Genomic DNA, 19,942 nt, shown 5'->3' on the forward strand with positions numbered 1-19,942 from the left:
AAATTGTTAAAGAGCTTTACTTATTGAGCGTTCCTTTTAGGAAGGAGTCTCTCTAAGTGGACGGCCATTCTAGCGAATTGGATTCCAGTGTCAAACACTTTTTCCAGCTAATTTTTCAAAGCATCTTAAATGCTTAATGTCGTCTCGTTACTTACTTCAAACCGCTTGGTTATCCCTAGCAACGGAGGCGCATTATAGAGAGAATCCCCCTTTACACAAGACCAAAAACAGAAAAAAATCGCCACAGGCGATCGTTCGGACACTATTCACTCAAAGCGTTCAAAATAGGTACGATTGCGTCTTAATTCCGACTAATCGTACCTATCGTTCTTACCTTGATTATTGGTGAGCAATAATTCGGTCGTTATTCACTAATAGCTGCACTTTCTTATCCGGATTGATTTTCCCCGCAAGTATCGCTTTCGCTAATGGGTTCTCAACACTCTGCTGAATTGCTCTTTTAAGAGGCCTCGCACCATATACAGGATCAAAACCGACTTTAGAAATCAGCCTCAGTGCTTTATCCGATACTTCAAGCTCATAACCATTGTCTTCCATTCGCTTTTTCAAGTGCTCAAGCTGAATAGCGGCAATTGACTCAATGTGCTCTTGGCCTAATGGATGGAACACAACGCTTTCATCAACTCGATTCAAAAACTCAGGTCGGAAATGTTTACCCACAACTTCCATAACCTCATTTTTAATGCCTTGGTAATCCAATGTATTAAAGTTCTCTTGAATACGAGTTGAACCTAGGTTCGATGTCATGATTACCACGGTATTTCTAAAATCGACCGTGCGACCTTGTCCGTCAGTTAATCGTCCATCATCTAAAACCTGCAATAGAATATTGAAAACATCTGGGTGAGCTTTCTCTACCTCATCAAGCAGAATGACAGAATAAGGTTTTCGACGAACAGCTTCGGTTAAGTACCCACCTTCTTCATAACCCACATAACCAGGGGGCGCACCAACTAAACGAGCGACAGAATGTTTTTCCATAAACTCAGACATATCGATACGCACCATCGCATCTTCACTATCAAACATAAAGTTCGCTAATGTTTTACACAGTTCGGTTTTACCGACACCTGTTGGCCCTAAAAACAAGAACGAACCAATAGGCTTATTCGGATCAGACAAACCAGCACGGCTACGACGAATCGCATTCGATACTACTTCGACCGCTTCCGCTTGACCGATAACCCGCTTATGCAGAACACCTTCCATTTTCAGAAGCTTCTCTTTTTCTGCTTCTAGCATTTTAGAAACAGGAATACCGGTTTGCTTTGAAAGGACATCGGCAATCTCAGCGTCAGTCACCTTGTTACGTAACAAGGTCATTTCTTGCATTTCAGCTTGAGTCGCGAGATCTAACTGCTTCTCCAACTCTGGAATTCGACCATATTGCAATTCAGACATACGGTTAAGGTCACCAGCACGTCGTGCAAAATCCATATCCATTCGAGCTTGTTCTAGCTCTGATTTAATATGTTGCGTACCAGACAGCGCCGCTTTTTCAGCGTTCCAAACTTCTTCAAGCTCTGCGAAATCGCGTTCTTTCTCAGAAAGTTCACTTTGTAGCGTGCGCAGGCGTTTTTCACTGGCCTCATCATTTTCATTCGTCAGAGCTTGCTGTTCGATCTTCAATTGAATGATTTTGCGCTCTAACTTATCCAATGACTCGGGCTTTGAATCTATCTGCATTCGAATACTCGAAGCCGCTTCATCAATGAGATCAATCGCCTTATCTGGTAACTGACGATCTGAAACATATCGGTGAGATAGCGTTGCCGCCGCTACGATAGCAGGATCGGTAATTTCTACATGGTGGTGGAGTTCATAGCGCTCTTTCAAACCACGAAGAATCGCTACCGTGTCTTCAACAGTGGGTTCATCCACGATCACTTTTTGGAATCGACGCTCCAAAGCCGGGTCTTTCTCTATATATTGTCGGTATTCATCGAGCGTTGTTGCGCCGACACAATGCAGTTCACCACGAGCTAATGCTGGTTTCAGCATGTTACCCGCATCCATAGAACCTTCGCCTTTACCTGCGCCGACCATAGTATGAATTTCATCGATAAAGAGAATGACATTGCCTTCTTCTTTCGATAATTCATTAAGCACTGATTTTAGACGCTCTTCGAATTCGCCACGATACTTAGCACCTGCTACCAATGAGCCCATATCCAATGAAAGAACTCGTCGGCCTCTTAAGCCTTCCGGAACTTCATTATTGATAATACGCTGAGCCAAACCTTCGACAATCGCGGTTTTACCCACACCGGGTTGACCGATAATGACAGGGTTGTTCTTAGTACGACGTTGAAGGACTTGAATCGTGCGACGAATTTCATCATCACGACCAATCACAGGATCTAGCTTGCCTTGCTCAGCTCGCTCGGTCAGATCAATGGTGAACTTCTCTAAAGCTTGGCGTCTATCTTCCGCATTCGGGTCATCAACCTTTTGACCACCACGAACTTGCTCGATAGCTTGAGATAGTTTTTGCTCGGTCAGACCTAGTTCTTTAAGTAAGTTACCCAAAGACCCTTTGTCTTCAATGGCAGCGAGTAGGAATACTTCTGAAGATATGTAACTGTCTTGCCGCTTTTGTGCGACCTTGTCACATAGGTTGAATAGCGTTCCCATTGCGTTAGAAAGCTGAACATCACCACCGATACCACTTACTTTGGGGACTCTGTCTAATATTTCGCTCAATTTAGAACGCAATTGAACAACGTCAATATTCAGCATAGTGAGCAATGGACGAATCGCACTGCCATCTTGATTAAGCAAAGACACCATTAGGTGTACAGGTTCTATATATTGGTGATCACGACCTAATGCGAGCGACTGAGCATCAGATATCGCAATTTGGAATTTACTAGTGAATCGATCGAGACGCATGCCAACCTTCCTACTCTTAGATATGTTTATCTTATGGTTAGAAGATGGATACGGTAACGCAGATTTTCAAGGGATAAGGATGAAGAATAGAGCTGATATGAAAATATAAATGAACTGGATGAGTGGTTATGCTAGTCAGAGATTACTCTAACCAAATAAATGTTGCCTGACGCCCAGTAATACCATCACGACGATAAGAATAGAAAGCATCTGAATCTGCATATGTACATAGATTCGAATCTGTCACCGAAGTCACGCCAACTTTCATTAATCGTTGAGTCGCAAGTTGAGACATGTTTGCTAACCACTTACCGGGTTCAGATTTAGCTTTAAATGCTAATTTCGCTTGAGGGTCAAAACGAACAAAAGCGTCCAACACATCGTTGCCAACCTCAAACGCATCTTTACCAATAGCAGGGCCAAGCCAAGCAATGATCTGATTATCTGAATCTAGGTTTGAAAACTTTGCTACGGCATTTTCAAGAATGCCACCAGCAAGACCACGCCAACCGGCATGAACGGCAGCAACTTGAGTGCCTTTGGTATCGGTAAGGATGACCGGTAAGCAATCAGCTGTCATCGCAGAACACACAATCCCCTTTGCAGTGGTAAATGCACCATCCGCATCAAGCACATTCGCCACAGGTTCTAAAACCGTAATGACATCCGTTGAGTGAGTTTGATTTAGCCATACTGGAGCCGTGGGCATCTTAGATTGTTGCTTTAGCCATGTTCGATTACTTTCAACAAGTAAAGCATCATCCCCAACATGCATACCAAGGTTTAACCCTTGATAAGCACCTGTAGAACAACCATCAAAACGAGTCGAAGCAAATGCTTTCACGTTTTTTGGTGCATTCCAGTCAGGGATGATCATTGACACGATTAAATGTCGTCTTCTATGTTTTCGCGAGCATCAACACGCAACGCTTCAGCCATCACAACCATGTCATTTGGCACAGGTGCGTGGAACTCTACTTCTTCACCAGTAATCGGGTGAACAAACTTCAGCATAACCGCGTGTAGCGCTTGGCGATCAAAAGAACGAATCATTGTCGTTAGCTCTTCAGATGCACCTTTTGGAATACGTGCACGACCACCGTACGCAATATCACCTAACAACGGGTGCTGAAGGTATGACATGTGAACACGGATTTGGTGAGTACGACCCGTTTCTAGGCGCAGACGAATACGAGTATGTTCGCGGAAGTGCTCAGCAACACGGTAGTGAGTTACCGCAGGCTTACCCAGTTCATTAACGTCCATTAACGTACGCTTAGTTGCATGACGGCTAATGCCTTTCTCAACCACACCACCCGCGGTCATTTTACCAATAGCAATTGCTTCATATTCACGAGTAATACGACGTTTAGCAAGAGCTCGTACAAGGCGAGTTTGAGCTGGAACCGTTTTAGCCACAACCATAAGACCAGTTGTGTCTTTATCAAGACGGTGCACAATACCCGCACGAGGTACTTCAGCAATCTGAGGGTAATGGAAAAGCAATGCGTTTAGTATGGTTCCATCCGGCGTACCTGCACCTGGGTGTACAACCAGATCGCGAGGTTTATTGATAACCAATAAATCATCATCTTCATAGACAATGTCTAACGGAATATCTTGTGCTTCCCAGCGCTCTTCATCCGCAAGCTCTGCTTGTAAGATGATCGCTTCACCGCCCAAAACTATGGTGCGCGGTTTAGTGATAACTTCGCCATCCACTTGGATTTTGCCGTCAAGAAGCCACTCTTTAATACGAGAGCGAGAAAAATCGGTAAATAGTTCAGCGACAGCTTGGTCTAAACGTTGACCTAACTGGCTGCTTTTTACTGTGTCTGTTAATGTTATCTGCTGAGCCATATCGAACTTTTTTAAAAACCGTGAGACTAATACCCATTAGTATGGATAAAATAGAATAATTGCATCATTGTATCTGTTACTGGTTAGAAAGTAACGGAAGCTTACGAAATATTTAATTCAAGGAATCGACGCCTGACATGAAACACCTTACTTTAACGGGTCTATTAGCCGTATCACTCTTAGTTGGTTGTTCAAGTAGTGAAGAAATAGTACCGGATGTACCGCCATCGGTTCTTTACTCTGACGCCCAAGAATCACTGCAGAGTGGTAGCTGGCTTTCTGCAATCGAAAAGCTAGAAGCCTTAGACTCTCGTTACCCATTCGGCGCCTATTCTGAACAAGTACAACTGGATCTGATTTACGCTTACTACAAAAATGATGACTTGGCACTTGGCCTTGCGACTATTTCGCGATTCCTACGTTTAAACCCAACTCATGAGAAACAAGATTGGGTTCTTTACATGCGCGGTTTAACGCATATGGCACAAGACCGAAACTTCATGCATGATATTTTTAATATCGATCGTAGCGACCGAGATCCAGAGCCAGTGAAACTTGCCTTTGCTGATTTCAAACGACTGTTAGAACGTTTCCCTGCAAGCCCATACGCTGAAGATGCACAAAAACGCATGTTCGCACTGAAAAACCGCCTCGCGGAGTATGACTTAGCAACCGCTGATTTCTACCTGCGTCGTGAAGCTTGGATTGCAGCTATAAACAGAACACAAGAGTTGCAGAAGACTTACCCTGACACCATTGCTGCACGTAAGTCTTTAGACATTCAATTAGAAGCTTATGAACAACTAGGCTTAGAAGACGCAGTGTTACGAACAGAAAAGTTAATCGAGCTCAATCCACTGCCTTAGTCAGCGAATCACACTCGTCGTTAACTAAAACAATCACTTCAAAATCGCGCTAATTTGTTAGCGCGATTTTTTTTGAACTTCGTCTGGTAAACTTGATGAATGGCAACATAAGCAGTATCTTCAATAGATAACTTTTAACAAAACATCAACATGGAGTGTGGATGTGAGCAGGATGTTATTATTTATCTGGATCGGGTTATTTAGCCAACTTTCCAACGCATTAGAACTGTCCCCATTGAGCAATCAACCTTACATGGGAGACTTAGATGTACTCAAAACAAAAGGAACAGTGAGAGTATTGGTATCGGCTGATCTGGGCTTTTACTACATAGAAGATGGCAAGCCAAAAGGTATTGTGGCAGAAATGCTCTACCACTTTGAGAAAAGTCTTCGTAAGAAGCACCCCTACCTCAACGTTCAAATCATCCCCGTGCAACGAGATGATTTACTCCCCTCGTTAGAATCTGGTTACGGTGATGTTGCTGTCGCCAACCTAACGATCACCGACAAGCGATTAAGTGTCATCGATTTTTCCGATCCAATGATCAAAGATGGGAAAGAACTGATTATCACCGGAAAAAATTCTGCCCCTATCACCGAAATCAAGCAATTAAGTGGTCAAGAGGTCTGGATCCGAGCTAGCTCGAGTTACTTCGAGAGTGTTCAAAGAGTCAACAAAGAGCTTAACGCACTAGGTTTACCACCACTGCATGTCCACTTTATCGAAGAATCATTACAAGACTACGAGCTTATAGAACTGGTTAATCAGGGTTATATACAAGGAACAGTTCTAGATAGCCACAAAGCTAAGCTCTGGCTCGATGTTATGGAAAACATTCAGGTACACACTGAGTTGCCGCTGCGTGAAAATGGTCAAATTGCTTGGGCACTGAGAAAAGACAGCCCTCAGCTAAAGAAAGAGATCAACAAATACGTAAAGACCGCACGAACAGGAACTCTACTTGGGAACGTTATCTATAATAAATACATCGACAACACTCGTTGGTTAGGACGAGCACTCAACCCAAATAAAGTAGATCGAGTGGCAAAACTGGCAGATGTCTTTGAAAAATATTCGAATGAATACGAATTCGACCCTTTGATGATGTCAGCTCAAGGTTTCCAAGAGTCTGGACTTGATCAAAGCAGGGTTTCTCACCGAGGCGCCATCGGTGTAATGCAGGTGTTGCCAAGTACCGCCAAAGACAAAAACGTCAATATAAAAAACATACATAAGGTGGATAACAACATCCATGCTGGTGTGAAATATATGCGCTTTATCAAAGACCGATATTTTGACGATCCAGCGATATCGCCTGACAATCAAATCTACTTCACTTTAGCTTCTTACAATGCAGGCCCCGCTAAGATAAGAAAGATGCGGAACATTGCTAAAAAAAAGGGTTATAACCCAAATATCTGGTTTAAAAACGTGGAAATCATCACTCGTAAGTACGTGAGTAAAGAACCCGTAACCTATGTCGCCAACATCAATCGTTACTTCGTCATTTACAAACAATTGCAAGCAATCAATGCCATCCGAGAGGACGGTACAGCGAGATTACTGAACACTAACGATTAACTTCGCCCTTAACATCAGAGCTTGAGGAACAAAGGTGTTAGATAAGGTTAAAAACATAAAAGCCGCATAAGAAAACTTATGCGGCTTTTGTTTATCTAATTCTGAAGAAGCTTACGCAGAGAGCTACATCATGATACCTATATCACAAAACACTATTGAGTAAATTTCAATCAAGCACTTTCTATAGGCTGTAGTCCGCCCCTAAAAACTGGTTTAATTTTTAGCGAAGCCTTGCCTCCAACTTATCGTTTTTCATAGGGATAACAAGTATTTTTCGACAAAAAGATATCAAGACTTGCGTGAGATCACATTTGATTTTAATGCTTATCCCACCCAACCAAAACAAGATCTAGATCACATTCTTTATTCCTAAAAGTCGTAATCTGAAGTTAACCCATGAGGGATACAACAGAGGAAAACTTCTATGAAAATGAACATCACTGGTAAAAATATCGACATTACCTCTGCAATCCGTGATCACATAGAAAGCAAATTTAAGAAGCTGGATAAATGGCAAGTAGACATCATTGGTTGCCAAGCGAGCTTTAGCGAAGAACCAAATAAAAATAAAAAATTTGAAGCCGTTCTAACGGTACCAAAAGGCCAACTTGTTGCTTCATCAATTCATGACGACCTCTACGTAGCTATCAACGAAGTAGAACAAAAACTAGAGCGTCAACTCAACAAGCTACGCCATAAACCAGAAGCGCGCCGCGCTGAAAAGCCTGAAATCGAAGAGCTAGAAGCTGAAGTAGAATAAGGAAATATGACAGATTAAAAAATAGCGCCTCAGGGCGCTATTTTTTTGCTTGACGCTCATAGCTCGCTTGCTTATTGTGTTTAAACATTCATAAAACAATCACTTTTTATGCACTCTCACTCTTTGTTTATTTTTGACTTCTTTTTTCTTCCGTAAATCGGAGGCTAAGTCGTTTTAGAAAAACAAGTCAAAAACGAACAAGAAGCCTCCCACACTAGGGGGGCTTTTTTATAAGGACACATTTATGACTGACCGAACAATTTCACTAGATGATATCCGCCTTCGTCTCAATGATTTAGACGACGAACTCCTAAAATTACTTTCAGAACGTCGTAAGCTGAGTATCGAAGTCGCTAAAAGCAAGGTGGAAACATCAAAACCCGTTCGTGATGCAGTACGAGAGCAACAACTACTAGTCAAATTGATCAACAACGGTAAAGACAAGTACGAATTGGATGCTCAGTACATTACTAAGCTGTTTCACACCATCATCGAAGATTCCGTTTTACTGCAGCAGTCATACTTACAAAACCTAGCGAATCCGCAAAGTCGTAAACCACTAGCTCGCGTTGCATTCTTAGGTTCTAAGGGATCGTATTCTCACCTTGCGAGCCGTGAATACTTCAGCCGCAAGAATATGGAATTGATTGAGCTTAACTGCAATCATTTCAAAGAAGTAGCATCGACGGTGGAATCGGGCCATGCCGACTACGGTGTGCTACCGATTGAGAACACCAGTTCAGGTTCAATCAACGAGGTCTACGACCTACTGCAACATACAACGCTTTATATCGTTGGTGAACTGTCTCAACCAATTGAACACTGCTTGGTTGCGAAAAATGATATTCGTTTAGAAGACATCAAAACCCTCTATTCACACCCACAACCTCACCAACAGTGCAGTGAGTTTTTGAGTCGTCTTAAAGGTGTCAGCCTTGAGTCTTGCGCAAGTACAGCTGATGCAATGAAGAAGGTTAAAGATCTGGAAGGCGATGATGTGGCAGCAATTGGCAATGCATCGAGCGGCAAGCTTTATGGGCTTCAGCCAATCCAAGGCAACATTGCAAACCAAACTGAGAACCACACTCGTTTCATCGTTGTTGCGCGTAAACCGGTAGAAGTGTCAACTCAAATCCCAGCTAAAACGACGCTTATCATGTCAACTTCTCAAGAAGCCGGTTCTTTGGTTGAAACACTACTGATTCTGCAACGCTTAGGTATTAACATGACCAAGCTGGAATCTCGTCCTATCATGGGTAACCCTTGGGAAGAGATGTTCTATGTGGATTTAGAAGCACACTTAGATTCAGATAATATGCAGCAAGCGATAACGGAACTAACAGCCATAACTCGTCACCTAAAAGTGTTAGGTTGCTACCCAAGTGAGAACATTAAGGCTACTCAGGTTAAGTTGTCTTAACTTTTTATTATCTGTTCCCCCATTTTAACTGCTATAAGCTTTTCACTAATACAAGCATTTGGCCTACTGCAGGCCAAATGCTAAAAGAAAGTAACTAATGGAATAAAACTCGAACTAAGGAATACGCAAAGTCTGTATACTTAAAAATGAATTGGTTGTGTTACTGATTCTCACTCCTATCCACTTCAATCACCCCCACCGTACTTACTTAAACACTCATTACTGATAATTTAATCAGTAAATACAAAAACTTAAAACCCAAACAAAACTCTTCAAACACAATATAATCGATGGCAAGAACTCTCGAAATAACATAAACTTGCGCGCTAAAATTTATAAACCATGTTGTGAATAACCATGAAGCTAAGTACTAAAATATTACTTGTGATTGCCCCCGTAATACTGATCAGTACAGCGGCTTCTAGCTATATCATCTATTCCACACAAAAAAGCAGCTTTATCAAACGTGAAGACAATGCACTGCAATTAAGCATGGAAAAATTAGCAGGCTATTTTCAACAGTCTCGTTCTTTCCTCAACAATTACTCCTACACCCTCACCAATAGTGACCTAGTTAAGCGTTATTTTATGGTTGATGAAAATGTCGACCACCAACGTGAACTGACTGATAACCTAAACGAAACGATTAAGTTACTGCAAGATGGTAACGACAGTTTTACAAGGGTCGCGTTGCTTGATAGCGATCGAGCTCTTAAATATTACGCTGACAATACCAATGATCCTTTCGCAAAAATGGATCCCAAGATATTAGAGTTCATTGAGCATCAATATCAAAAAACGTTAGCAACTTCGAGTACGGACTACATACAGAATTCCCAAGGTGAAGGGGTATTAGTTCATTATGATGTTATTGATAAAAAAGCAGTTTCGACACCAATAAACGATCCACCCAACAATGTGTTTTTTGTGGTTGTATCTGTCTCTCTTGATAAGTTTAATTCACTACGAAAACAGATAGAGTTCGACTATCAAACTAGTTTGTTTTTTACCCCTACGTTAGTGACACAGGGGCGTGAGTTAACACAATCTATAAAGCTAGCACCTGGCCTCTACGCCACGCTCGATCCTGCACCATTCTTATTAGACAACAAACTCAAATCTATCTGGAATGAACTGAGCCTATCCTTTGCCCTATCTGCATTTGTCAGTGTTACCTTACTGCTGATCCTGCTATCTCGCTGGGTGATAAACCCGATCACCCGTTTAGATAGGCAGCTTCAAGAGGTTGAGAAAAAACAGAGAAAAAACATTGAGCGCCTAGGAACAAATGATGAGTTGGGGCGCTTATCCCAACGCTTTTATGATATGTACCAAGAGTTGGATGACACGTACCAACAGACTAAGTTGTTGGCAGAAAATGATCAGTTGACCCAAATAGCCAATAGGCACCAGTTTCAAACCTTCGTGCAGCAGTCGTTGTCAAAACCTAGTTCGAACACCGAAACCTGGGTTCTCTACTTTGATTTAGATAACTTCAAATTTGTGAACGACAAATACGGGCATCAGATCGGCGACTCGATTCTCGTCAGTTTTGCTCAGCGTATCTCCAATATTTGTAACCACTACAAAACAGAATTAGATGCCCACTGTCTGCCAGCCCGACTTTCTGGGGACGAGTTCGTTGTATACATTAATGCTCCAAATCACCAAGAAAATATCGCACATCGATTTTCGAATGATTTACTCACCCCACTACAAAAGGGGTTTGTCACCGAGTCAGGTAATTTCCCGATTACGGTCAGTATTGGTATTGCGACCCACCCTAATGATGGCGATACAATCGAGAAGCTTCTTTCGAATGCTGATACCGCGATGTATCAAGCCAAACGTGCAGGTAAAAACCAATTCGCAGATTACTCGTTAGACTTAGATAAAACCATTCAGCGTCAAGCCAGTATTGAGAGCGCCCTCAGAGAAAATAATTTTGATGAAGAGTTTAAGCTCGTTTACATGCCTTATATGGACTCAACAGGAAGTTATATTATTGGTGTAGAAGTGCTATTACGTTGGCACTCGAAACACCTTGGTTTAGTGCCACCCGATGAATTCATTCCTATCGCCGAACAAACCGGATTATTCGAAATAATTGATCGCTGGGTTATCCAGAATGCATTTGCTTCATTCCATCAACTTCAAGCTCAATTCGATCACTCTATTCAGCTATCGATTAACTTATCTTCAGCCGGGATTAAAACCACTCACCTTGCTGATTTCATCAAAGAGCATGCGAAAATCAATCAGATCCCGCCCAATTTGATCGATTTTGAAATCACAGAAACCTTTTACTCAAACTCTCAGGGGTTCCCATTACTTAACCAGTTATCATACATGGGCTATAGATTAGCAATCGACGACTTTGGTTCTGGTTACACCTCGATCACTCAACTGGTTCAGTATCCAACTCAGAAGATTAAATTGGATAAAACCTTTTTGGACACCTTGATTGAGACAGATAACCAGAACATAGTGAAACCCATTATCGGGCTATGCCATGCTCAAGGGAAAAAGGTCACAGCCGAAGGAATTGAAACTCAATGCATGCATCAGTGGTTACAAGATGCGCAGTGCGATATGCTGCAAGGCTATTATTTTGGTAAGCCTATGCCATTAGAAGAGCTGACGGAATGGTACCGACAGCATCAACTCAATTTTATCGATAATAAAAAGAATCAACCACATGAAATCTGTAATCATCGCATCGCTGAATCCAGCTAAAATTAGCGCCGTTAAAAGTGCATTCTTATCTGCTTTTCCTGATACTGAATTTGACTTCAAAGGCATCAGCGTCCCTAGTGGCGTTGCCGATCAACCCATGAGTAATGAAGAAACCTATCAAGGAGCAGTAAACCGCGTGCACAACGCAACTCAAGCTCAACCTGATTCGGATTTTCATGTTGGATTAGAGTCTGGAATCGAAGGAAAGGTTACATTTGCTTGGATGGTCGTTGAAGCAAACGGTCAGCGCGGAGAATCTCGATCTGCAAGCTTGATGCTGCCACCTGTTGTGCTTGATAAGCTCCAGCATGCGAATGAGCTAGGGGATGTTATGGATGATGTGTTTGGCACCGATAATATCAAACAAAAAGGCGGGGCGATTGGCCTACTAACACATAACCAACTAACACGCAGCTCTGTCTATCATCAGGCTTTAATTTTAGCGCTGATCCCATTTGTGAATCCAGAGCACTTTCCTATCTAGATCTTCGCTAAACTTCGAAAGTCTCAGAGAACAATCACCAGAAATAAAAAACGCTAACATTCAGTTAGCGTTTTTATCGAATTCATAGCCACACTACTCAGTGGTTGCTTAACTCTGTTATTGTTTGAGCAAAAGGTCGGCGATCACGGCTTTCTCTTGTTCAGATTTGGCCTTTAGCTCATTCGAGCCTCTGGTTATCGTCGCGACACCTACTCCCAGCATTTGGCTAACCTGTCGTTGCGACATCTCACCTTTCATCAGCTCACAAAAGATATTAATTCGAGCAACCAAAGCATCTCGCTCGTCTGGTGTCATCATCATGGTCAACAATAGTTCATGTTGATCTTTTTCGACAGCCGTCTTTACCAAGTCCATCAGTTGTTGCCAATTCTCATATTCAGGTTGTGATGCCATATCTCTACACTTACTTTTAAATTCTGACTTTAAAGAGTCGCTTAACGATTGAAAGCGTCGAACACTTTATACCGAAACACTTGATGTGATCCAATGTAAAAAGGCAGTAAGTGGAAATGGTTCGCACTCACTGCCTTTAATATTACTCAGCTTGGAGAAAAATACAGAAAGCTTAGTATTTCGTTTTTGCCTCGTGAGGTGCTAAAAACGTCCCTTTCTCACCCAGGATATCTCGATAGTAAGTCTCAAACATCAAGATATTCTGAACGTAACCACGAGTCTCTTTGAATGGGATCATCTCGATAAAAGCAAATGCATCGAGCTTTTCATCGCTGCGTGATCGCCACTGTTTCACACGACTAGGCCCAGCATTATACGCGGCAAATGCGAAGATGCGGTTATCATCATATTGAGCGAGTAGGCCATCTAAATAATGACTGCCTATCTCAATATTCTTACCTACATCATAAAGATCATCGCTGCCCTGGTACTTAATCTTATGTTTATTAGCCGTGTATTGTGCCGTCTTTGGCATAATTTGCATGATGCCACGCGCGCCAACTGGAGAGCGAGCCTCTGAATCCATCGCACTCTCTTGTCTTGCTAAAGACATCAAAGTAATTGGATCGAGATCGTGCTTCTCGGCATAGAAATTAAACCACCACTTATGAGCGACAGGGAAACGTAACGCAATGTTATCCCACATCTTCGCAGAAATACTCGCCGTTACCGTAAAGTGATTCCATCGCTGTGTCGCAGCATGAGCAGCAAGCATCGCTTTTTGCTCTTTATCTGCATGACTTAATAACCAGCGCCACTCACTCTTTGCAGCCGCTATTTTATCTCGCTCAATCAGCTCACCGATACGAACCAAAGAAGTGTCGAATGGTTTCACCATTTCTGCACTGTATTTAAGGGTCGAAGTTGGATAGCTAACTGGCTTATTTAATTGCTTAGCGGCAGCCACACTGTAGAAATTACGCTGACCCAAAATGTCTGACAGTCGCTTATTACCTTCAGCAGTATCGCCTAGTGCAATCTCAGCTCTACCCTGCCAATACTGCCAGCGAAGCGAAGCTTGATGTTTACCATCTAAGCGCGCAATCCACTCTTTCAAACCCGTCCAATCGGCATGTTGAATCGCTAAGCGAGCTCGTCTTTCCAGCAAAACTTGCTTTGATGAACTCGCGAGCATTTTGTCTCGCCACGCCATCAACTCTTCAGAGTCGGTATTGATCAAGCGGAACGCTAGGTAATCCGCGAGCTCTTGGGATTTTTCTTTCGAAAATTTTTGAGCTTTCACAACATCATCAAAAACCTCTTGAGCGCTGCTTGCGGATTTCCTTACTAGCTTCTCGAAACCAAATTCAGTTTGAGCTTGGTAGAATTCATTCGCTGGGTGCTTCTTAGCAAACGCGAGTACATTTTCAGGCTTGTTGTACAACGCCTTCATCTGCTTCGCTTGAGTAATTGACTCATCATGATCTAATTGCTTAACCAAGTAGCTCATTAACTTACCGTTTCGACTCTCGAACGCTAAAAGCATTCTGTCCAGAATCAGCTGATCCGTTCTTAAGCCCGCTTCATCCCAACTTTCGAAAAGTGAATCACAGTTATCATCAACACCACTGCCACTTAACCAAAGTTGTTTCGCACCTTTAAAGGCGAGATCTTGATTACCTTGTTCATAATTAGCGCGGTAATAGATACATTGATATTTTTCACCAACAGGCTCTTGGGTTTGAAACTCAAGGATCGTCTTCCACTGTTTTTGAGCCGCCAATAAATCTAAATAAGGCGCTCGTATACGATTGGAAAACGGCAGTGCTTTGTTCTCTTCAATAAAAGCATCCACCTCGCTTGGCGTTCGATCACCTAAGCCCAATAAAAAGGCGCGATAGTCAGTGTAAGGTGTTAACGGGTATGTTTGAATTTTATTACGAAGTGCTGAATAAGCTTTTAGATCACGGTTGTCTAAAACCTCTTGCGCTCTGTCATAAACATCACGCTGCATTTCAAGCTCGGAAGCATTGCTGGCCATAGCCATTGGAGCCTGTGAAAATGAAAACAAAATTGCCGATGCAGCGACAGCAATTTTCGTATTACCAATGCGGAAAAACATTCGCTCTTTCCTTAGTGCGTGTATGAATACGTGAAGTCTATTTACGCCCGACATCACATCAAATGTAAAGAGTTTGAGTGTAAATATTGTTAATATTTAACACATCGCCTCGAAAGCTTATTAAATATAGTTTTAATGACCAATGTGACAATAATAGGTGAGGATTAGTTCAAGAATGGCTTTTCTGTCCTAGGAGTAACATCTTTGAGGATATTGGTATAAAATAGCAAACAATTTTGAACAATAATTAGGATCGATCGGCAATGGCTGAATACGTATATACCATGTCTCGGGTGAGCAAAACTGTTCCACCTAAGCGTCAAATTCTTAAAGACATTTCTCTTAGCTTTTTTCCTGGCGCTAAAATCGGTGTTTTGGGTCTAAATGGTTCAGGTAAATCTACCCTACTACGTATCATGGCTGGTATTGATACTGATATTGATGGTGAAGCACGTGCACAACAAGGTCTAAAAGTAGGTTACCTACCTCAAGAACCTGTCCTAGACGAATCAAAAACCGTTCGTGAAATCGTAGAAGAAGCGGTTTCAGATGTTGCTGACGCACTTAAGCGCATCGACGCAGTATATGCTGCTTACGCAGAACCTGATGCAGATTTCGATGCATTAGCGAAAGAGCAAGGTGAACTTGAAGCACTGATCCAAGCAAAAGACGGTCATAACCTAGAAACAGCTCTAGAGCGAGCTGCAGATGCACTTCGTCTTCCTGAGTGGGATGCGAAAATCGAATTCCTATCAGGTGGTGAACGTCGTCGTGTTGCTATCTGTCGTCTACTTCTTGAGAAGCCAGACATGCTGCTTCTTGATGAACCAACCAACCACTTGGATGCAGAATCAGTTGCTTGGCTTGAGCATTTCCTTGTTGATTACAGCGGTACTGTTGTGGCGATTACCCACGACCGTTACTTCCTAGACAACGCTGCAGGTTGGATTCTAGAACTTGACCGTGGTGAAGGTATCCCATGGGAAGGTAACTACACATCTTGGCTAGAACAGAAAGATGAGCGTTTGAAGCAAGAAAAAGCTGGCGAAAGCGCACGTCAAAAAACGATTGAGAAAGAACTTGAATGGGTTCGTCAAAACCCTAAAGGTCGTCAAGCTAAGTCTAAAGCTCGTATGGCTCGTTTTGAAGAAATGACGACTGGCCAATACCAGAAGCGTAACGAAACCAACGAATTGTTCATCCCACCAGGTGAGCGTTTAGGTGACAAGGTACTTGAAGTTAAGAACCTAACGAAGTCATTTGGTGATCGCGTTCTTATCGATGACCTATCATTCAGCATGCCTAAAGGCGCTATCGTTGGTATCGTTGGTGCCAATGGTGCGGGTAAATCAACACTATTCAAGATGCTAAGTGGCGCAGAGCAGCCAGATTCAGGCACAGTTGAACTTGGCGAAACGGTTAAGCTTGCTTCTGTTGATCAGTTCCGTGACAGCATGGACGACACAAAAACAGTATTCCAAGAGATCTCTGAAGGCGCTGATATCATTAAGATCAACAACTTCGAAATCCCTGCTCGTGCATACTGCTCTCGTTTCAACTTCAAAGGCAATGACCAACAGAAGATCATCGGTCAGCTTTCAGGTGGTGAACGCAACCGTGTTCACCTAGCGAAACTGCTAAAAGCGGGCGGTAACGTGCTGCTACTCGATGAACCAACCAATGACCTTGATGTTGAGACACTACGAGCTCTTGAAGAAGCACTACTTGAGTTCCCTGGCTGTGCAATGGTTATCTCGCATGACCGTTGGTTCCTTGACCGTATTGCGACCCATATCTTAGACTACCGTGATGAAGGTCAAGTTAACTTCTACGAAGGTAACTATACTGAATATACAGAGTGGCTGAAAAAGACTCTAGGTGCACAAGCGGCAGAACCTCACCGCATCAAATACAAACGTATTGCAAAGTAAATAAGCTTGTATTTTGAACAAAGGCCGCGATAATAGCGGCCTTTGATATATCTGGTTATATGTTACGTATTGATATAGAGAGATTAGTTATGATTGAAAGACGTCAATTTTCACGAGTTGTTTATCAAACCCCGACTGATATATCACAAGGGAACGTAAATGTATCAGGCTCAGTACAAGACTTATCTCTTCATGGCCTACTCATTCAGTGCGATAAATTACAGCAACTCAGAGCTGACATTCCTGTTCAAGTCAGCTTTAAGCTCGAAAACAGTGATATCAATATTCAGTTAGAAGCAACGATAGTCTCGACCATCAATACCTCAATGCGTTTACGTATAGAGCATTTAGATATTGATAGTATCAGCCACCTTAAGCGCCTTGTGGAACTTAACGTTGGCGACGATGAACTGCTTTATAGAGAGATTGAACACCTTACCGATTTAGGTAGTGAGTGACGTCTCCATTCCCCTTTTTCTATTAGAAGCATTTAGTTAATACAGAACCATGTCTAAGAAAGTTTCCATTACAATCCCCTTAACCCAAGGGGATCAGACGTTTTATTTCGGTCGAAAAGCCGTACTACTATGTACTACCGCAATTTTTTCAGTACCTCTATTGATTGGCGGAGCTGCATACATGCACTTTGAGGGCAAGCAAGAACTCGCCCTACAAGCCGATGATGCACAACAATTGATTGAAACACTGATTGTTGAAAAAGAACAAACCGACTTTCTTTACGCTGAGCAGGTAGAAACCAATCACTCACTGTCTCAAGCATTAACCGAGAAAGAAGGCACTATTCAGTTACTTGGTAAGCGTGTATTTGATGTGGAATCAGTGCTTGGCCTGACCGATGAAGAGCCGCTGACTGATGACGTCTCTTTAGAAGACCGAATTGATGCAGCTGCAGTAGATTCAGCAGTCAGAGCCACAATGTTTCGTTTGATTCCAAATGACAGCCCTATGGCTTATCAACGCATATCATCCTCTTATGGTCGTCGCTCTAACCCTATAACAGGTAAACGCCACGTTCATACTGGTATCGACCTAACATGTAAGCGTGGTGAAGATATTGTCGCGCCAGCAGATGGCGTAATTGAAACCGTGCGCCCAAGTAAGAAAGGCTTCGGTAACTTTATAACTATGCGTCACTCATTCGGCTTCATGAGCTCTTATGCGCACCTACAGAAGTTCAAAGTACGTAGCGGTCAATTTGTGAGTAAAGGCGATGTGATTGCGAGCTGTGGTAACTCAGGTAACTCAACCGGGCCACACTTGCACTATGAGGTACGCTTCCTTGGTCGTTCATTGAACCCTCAATACTTGATGGATTGGACACCTGAGAACTTCAACTACGTGTTCGAGAAAGAGAAAAAGGTTAAGTGGGGTCCATTGGTTCAACTGATTGATAATGTGGTTCGCTTGCAGATCAACCTGACTAACGTGCCTTACATTAGCTCGACCATAGACACCGTATCGAGTGAAGATAGTAAGAAACCTATCACGACTAACTAGTTATTGGTTATTGGCTATTGGTTATTGGTTATTGAGGGATGTTGATTTGGCCTATGATGATCTAATTGCTTTTAGCCTACAGTAGACCAAATGCTTTCATAGCGTTCAGCACAAACAAAAAGAGCGACCAAATGGTCGCTCTTTTTTATGACTTCAAATCGTATTAACCACGATGAATCGAGTCATGTGCTTGTTTTAGAAGACTTTGGCTCTCTTGCAAGAACTGCTGCGAGTAATCGCCAAACCAATCACTGACTTGATTAAAGCTATCAACGAATTTAGCTTTATCTTTCCCATCCAAGATTTCTAATGCTTCACCGAAACGACTATGGAAACGTCGAATCATCTCAATGTTCTCATCTGAAGAAAGAATGATATCACCGTACAAGTTCGGGTCTTGAGCAAACAGACGACCAACCATCGCAATCTCAAGTCGGTAGATTGGCGAGCTTAACTTCAGAAGCTGATCAATGTTCGGGTTCTCTTTACTTAGGTGTAAGCCGTAAGCAAAAGAGGTGAAGTGACGAAGAGCTTGAATCAGAGTCATGCCGTGATCGTGTTCCGCAGCATCCATCTGGCAAAGGCTCGCGCCCCAAATACCAAATTGATTCAGCAACCATTGATAGCTTTCAGAACTACGCCCATCACTGTAAACAATCACTTGTTTCGCAAGGCTTGGAACATCAGGACCAAACATTGGGTGTAATCCAACCACAGGGCCTTGGTGCATGTCTAACATAGCTTGTAGAGGCTTTGCTTTTATCGACGTCAAATCACACAGAATACAATCGCTTGGTAGGTTACCCAACTTCGCAATCACACCTTCTGTCAGGTGAATTGGAACCGTTACAACCACAAGGCCAGCATTATCTAAGATCTCATCGGCTTTATCCCAATCTTGGCTGCCAAGGATTTTCACTTCGTAACCAGAAAGCTTGAACATACGTCCAAACAGACCACCAAGCTGACCATTACCACCAACGATAACCACTGAACGTAACTCTGGGTTAAGGCACTTAAAACCAGAATCTTTTTCACTGGCATAAGACTCACGCATCGTACGACGTAAAATATCTTCGATTAACTGCGGTGGTACTCCTATTTTCTCGGCTTCTTGACGACGAGATGCCAACATCGCGGCTTCACGTTCCGGTACATAAATAGGTAAACCATGTTCACTTTTTACTTCACCGACTTTCTCTACTAGAGCCAGTCGTTGAGCGAGTAAATCCAACATTTGTTTATCGACAGCATCGATTTGGTCGCGTAATTCGTTCAGTTCAACGGCCATTTTATTCCTTACTCATCTATAAGCCCGTGCCAATCTAAAAGCCCG

The 19,942-nt window shown here is 42.6% G+C and carries 15 protein-coding genes and 1 other annotated feature; of the genes, 9 read left to right on the forward strand and 6 right to left on the reverse strand.

The genetic code is table 11. The features are described from left to right. Positions 1 to 339 precede the first annotated feature (339 nt). The 3 genes from clpB to rluD form a co-directional block, all read right to left on the reverse strand. Positions 340 to 2,913 carry an ATP-dependent chaperone ClpB gene (clpB, locus tag AB4232_RS03585; protein WP_372086234.1) on the reverse strand — a complete coding sequence of 858 codons (2,574 nt, stop codon included), beginning with the start codon at positions 2,911 to 2,913 and terminating at the stop codon, positions 340 to 342. A 142-nt stretch (positions 2,914 to 3,055) separates the two neighbouring features. Further along, positions 3,056 to 3,790, reverse strand: coding sequence for a peptidoglycan editing factor PgeF (gene pgeF, locus AB4232_RS03590; RefSeq protein WP_009848468.1), 735 nt, complete (start codon positions 3,788 to 3,790; stop codon positions 3,056 to 3,058). Positions 3,791 to 3,798: 8 nt separating this feature from the next. Then, complete coding sequence (gene rluD, locus AB4232_RS03595) at positions 3,799 to 4,773, reverse strand: 23S rRNA pseudouridine(1911/1915/1917) synthase RluD (protein WP_009848467.1); 975 nt, start codon at positions 4,771 to 4,773, stop codon at positions 3,799 to 3,801. Positions 4,774 to 4,910: 137 nt separating this feature from the next. Here rluD and AB4232_RS03600 point away from each other — a divergent pair, with 137 nt between their 5' ends. The 6 genes from AB4232_RS03600 to yjjX all read left to right on the forward strand — a co-directional run bounded on the left by AB4232_RS03600 (position 4,911) and on the right by yjjX (position 12,621). Next, the gene (locus tag AB4232_RS03600; protein WP_009848466.1) at positions 4,911 to 5,639 is read left to right on the forward strand and encodes an outer membrane protein assembly factor BamD; all 729 of its coding nucleotides are present in this window, start codon (positions 4,911 to 4,913) and stop codon (positions 5,637 to 5,639) included. A gap of 157 nt (positions 5,640 to 5,796) precedes the next feature. Further along, positions 5,797 to 7,221 (forward strand): lytic transglycosylase F, encoded by a 1,425-nt coding sequence (locus AB4232_RS03605; protein ID WP_309598818.1) that lies wholly within the window; start codon positions 5,797 to 5,799, stop codon positions 7,219 to 7,221. Between the two features lie 424 nt (positions 7,222 to 7,645). After that, complete coding sequence (gene hpf, locus AB4232_RS03610) at positions 7,646 to 7,981, forward strand: ribosome hibernation-promoting factor, HPF/YfiA family (RefSeq protein ID WP_372086236.1); 336 nt, start codon at positions 7,646 to 7,648, stop codon at positions 7,979 to 7,981. A gap of 110 nt (positions 7,982 to 8,091) precedes the next feature. Then, positions 8,092 to 8,213, forward strand: a sequence feature (Phe leader region). A gap of 12 nt (positions 8,214 to 8,225) precedes the next feature. After that, positions 8,226 to 9,401, forward strand: coding sequence for a prephenate dehydratase (gene pheA, locus AB4232_RS03615; RefSeq protein ID WP_372086238.1), 1,176 nt, complete (start codon positions 8,226 to 8,228; stop codon positions 9,399 to 9,401). Positions 9,402 to 9,758: 357 nt separating this feature from the next. Then, a complete protein-coding gene (locus tag AB4232_RS03620) occupies positions 9,759 to 12,137 on the forward strand; it encodes an EAL domain-containing protein (protein ID WP_372086240.1) in 2,379 nt (792 codons plus the stop codon). After that, a complete protein-coding gene (gene yjjX, locus AB4232_RS03625) occupies positions 12,100 to 12,621 on the forward strand; it encodes an inosine/xanthosine triphosphatase (RefSeq protein WP_017098361.1) in 522 nt (173 codons plus the stop codon). The genes AB4232_RS03620 and yjjX overlap by 38 nt, the downstream gene beginning before the upstream one ends. 117 nt (positions 12,622 to 12,738) lie before the next feature. Here yjjX and trpR read toward each other — a convergent pair whose 3' ends face one another. Next, the gene (trpR, locus tag AB4232_RS03630) at positions 12,739 to 13,035 is read right to left on the reverse strand and encodes a trp operon repressor (RefSeq protein ID WP_009848461.1); all 297 of its coding nucleotides are present in this window, start codon (positions 13,033 to 13,035) and stop codon (positions 12,739 to 12,741) included. Between the two features lie 172 nt (positions 13,036 to 13,207). Beyond that, positions 13,208 to 15,157, reverse strand: a complete 1,950-nt coding sequence (locus AB4232_RS03635) for a transglycosylase SLT domain-containing protein (protein ID WP_372086243.1) — start codon at positions 15,155 to 15,157, stop codon at positions 13,208 to 13,210. Between the two features lie 263 nt (positions 15,158 to 15,420). On the opposite strand from AB4232_RS03635, the gene ettA reads away from it, so the two are divergent. The 3 genes from ettA (at position 15,421) to AB4232_RS03650 (ending at position 18,606) form a co-directional block, all read left to right on the forward strand. Continuing rightward, positions 15,421 to 17,088 carry an energy-dependent translational throttle protein EttA gene (gene ettA / locus AB4232_RS03640; protein WP_009848459.1) on the forward strand — a complete coding sequence of 556 codons (1,668 nt, stop codon included), beginning with the start codon at positions 15,421 to 15,423 and terminating at the stop codon, positions 17,086 to 17,088. Positions 17,089 to 17,177: 89 nt separating this feature from the next. Beyond that, a complete protein-coding gene (locus AB4232_RS03645; RefSeq protein ID WP_269335599.1) occupies positions 17,178 to 17,546 on the forward strand; it encodes a PilZ domain-containing protein in 369 nt (122 codons plus the stop codon). A gap of 49 nt (positions 17,547 to 17,595) precedes the next feature. Continuing rightward, entirely contained in the window at positions 17,596 to 18,606 is a 1,011-nt protein-coding gene (locus AB4232_RS03650; protein WP_017103007.1) for a M23 family metallopeptidase, read from the forward strand. Between the two features lie 163 nt (positions 18,607 to 18,769). On the opposite strand, the gene tyrA is transcribed toward AB4232_RS03650, so the two are convergent. Continuing rightward, positions 18,770 to 19,897, reverse strand: coding sequence for a bifunctional chorismate mutase/prephenate dehydrogenase (tyrA, locus tag AB4232_RS03655; protein ID WP_372086245.1), 1,128 nt, complete (start codon positions 19,895 to 19,897; stop codon positions 18,770 to 18,772). Positions 19,898 to 19,942: the final 45 nt, after the last annotated feature.

The organism is Vibrio sp. 10N.286.46.A8 (genome assembly GCF_041470165.1).
Lineage (GTDB): Bacteria > Pseudomonadota > Gammaproteobacteria > Enterobacterales > Vibrionaceae > Vibrio > Vibrio tasmaniensis_A.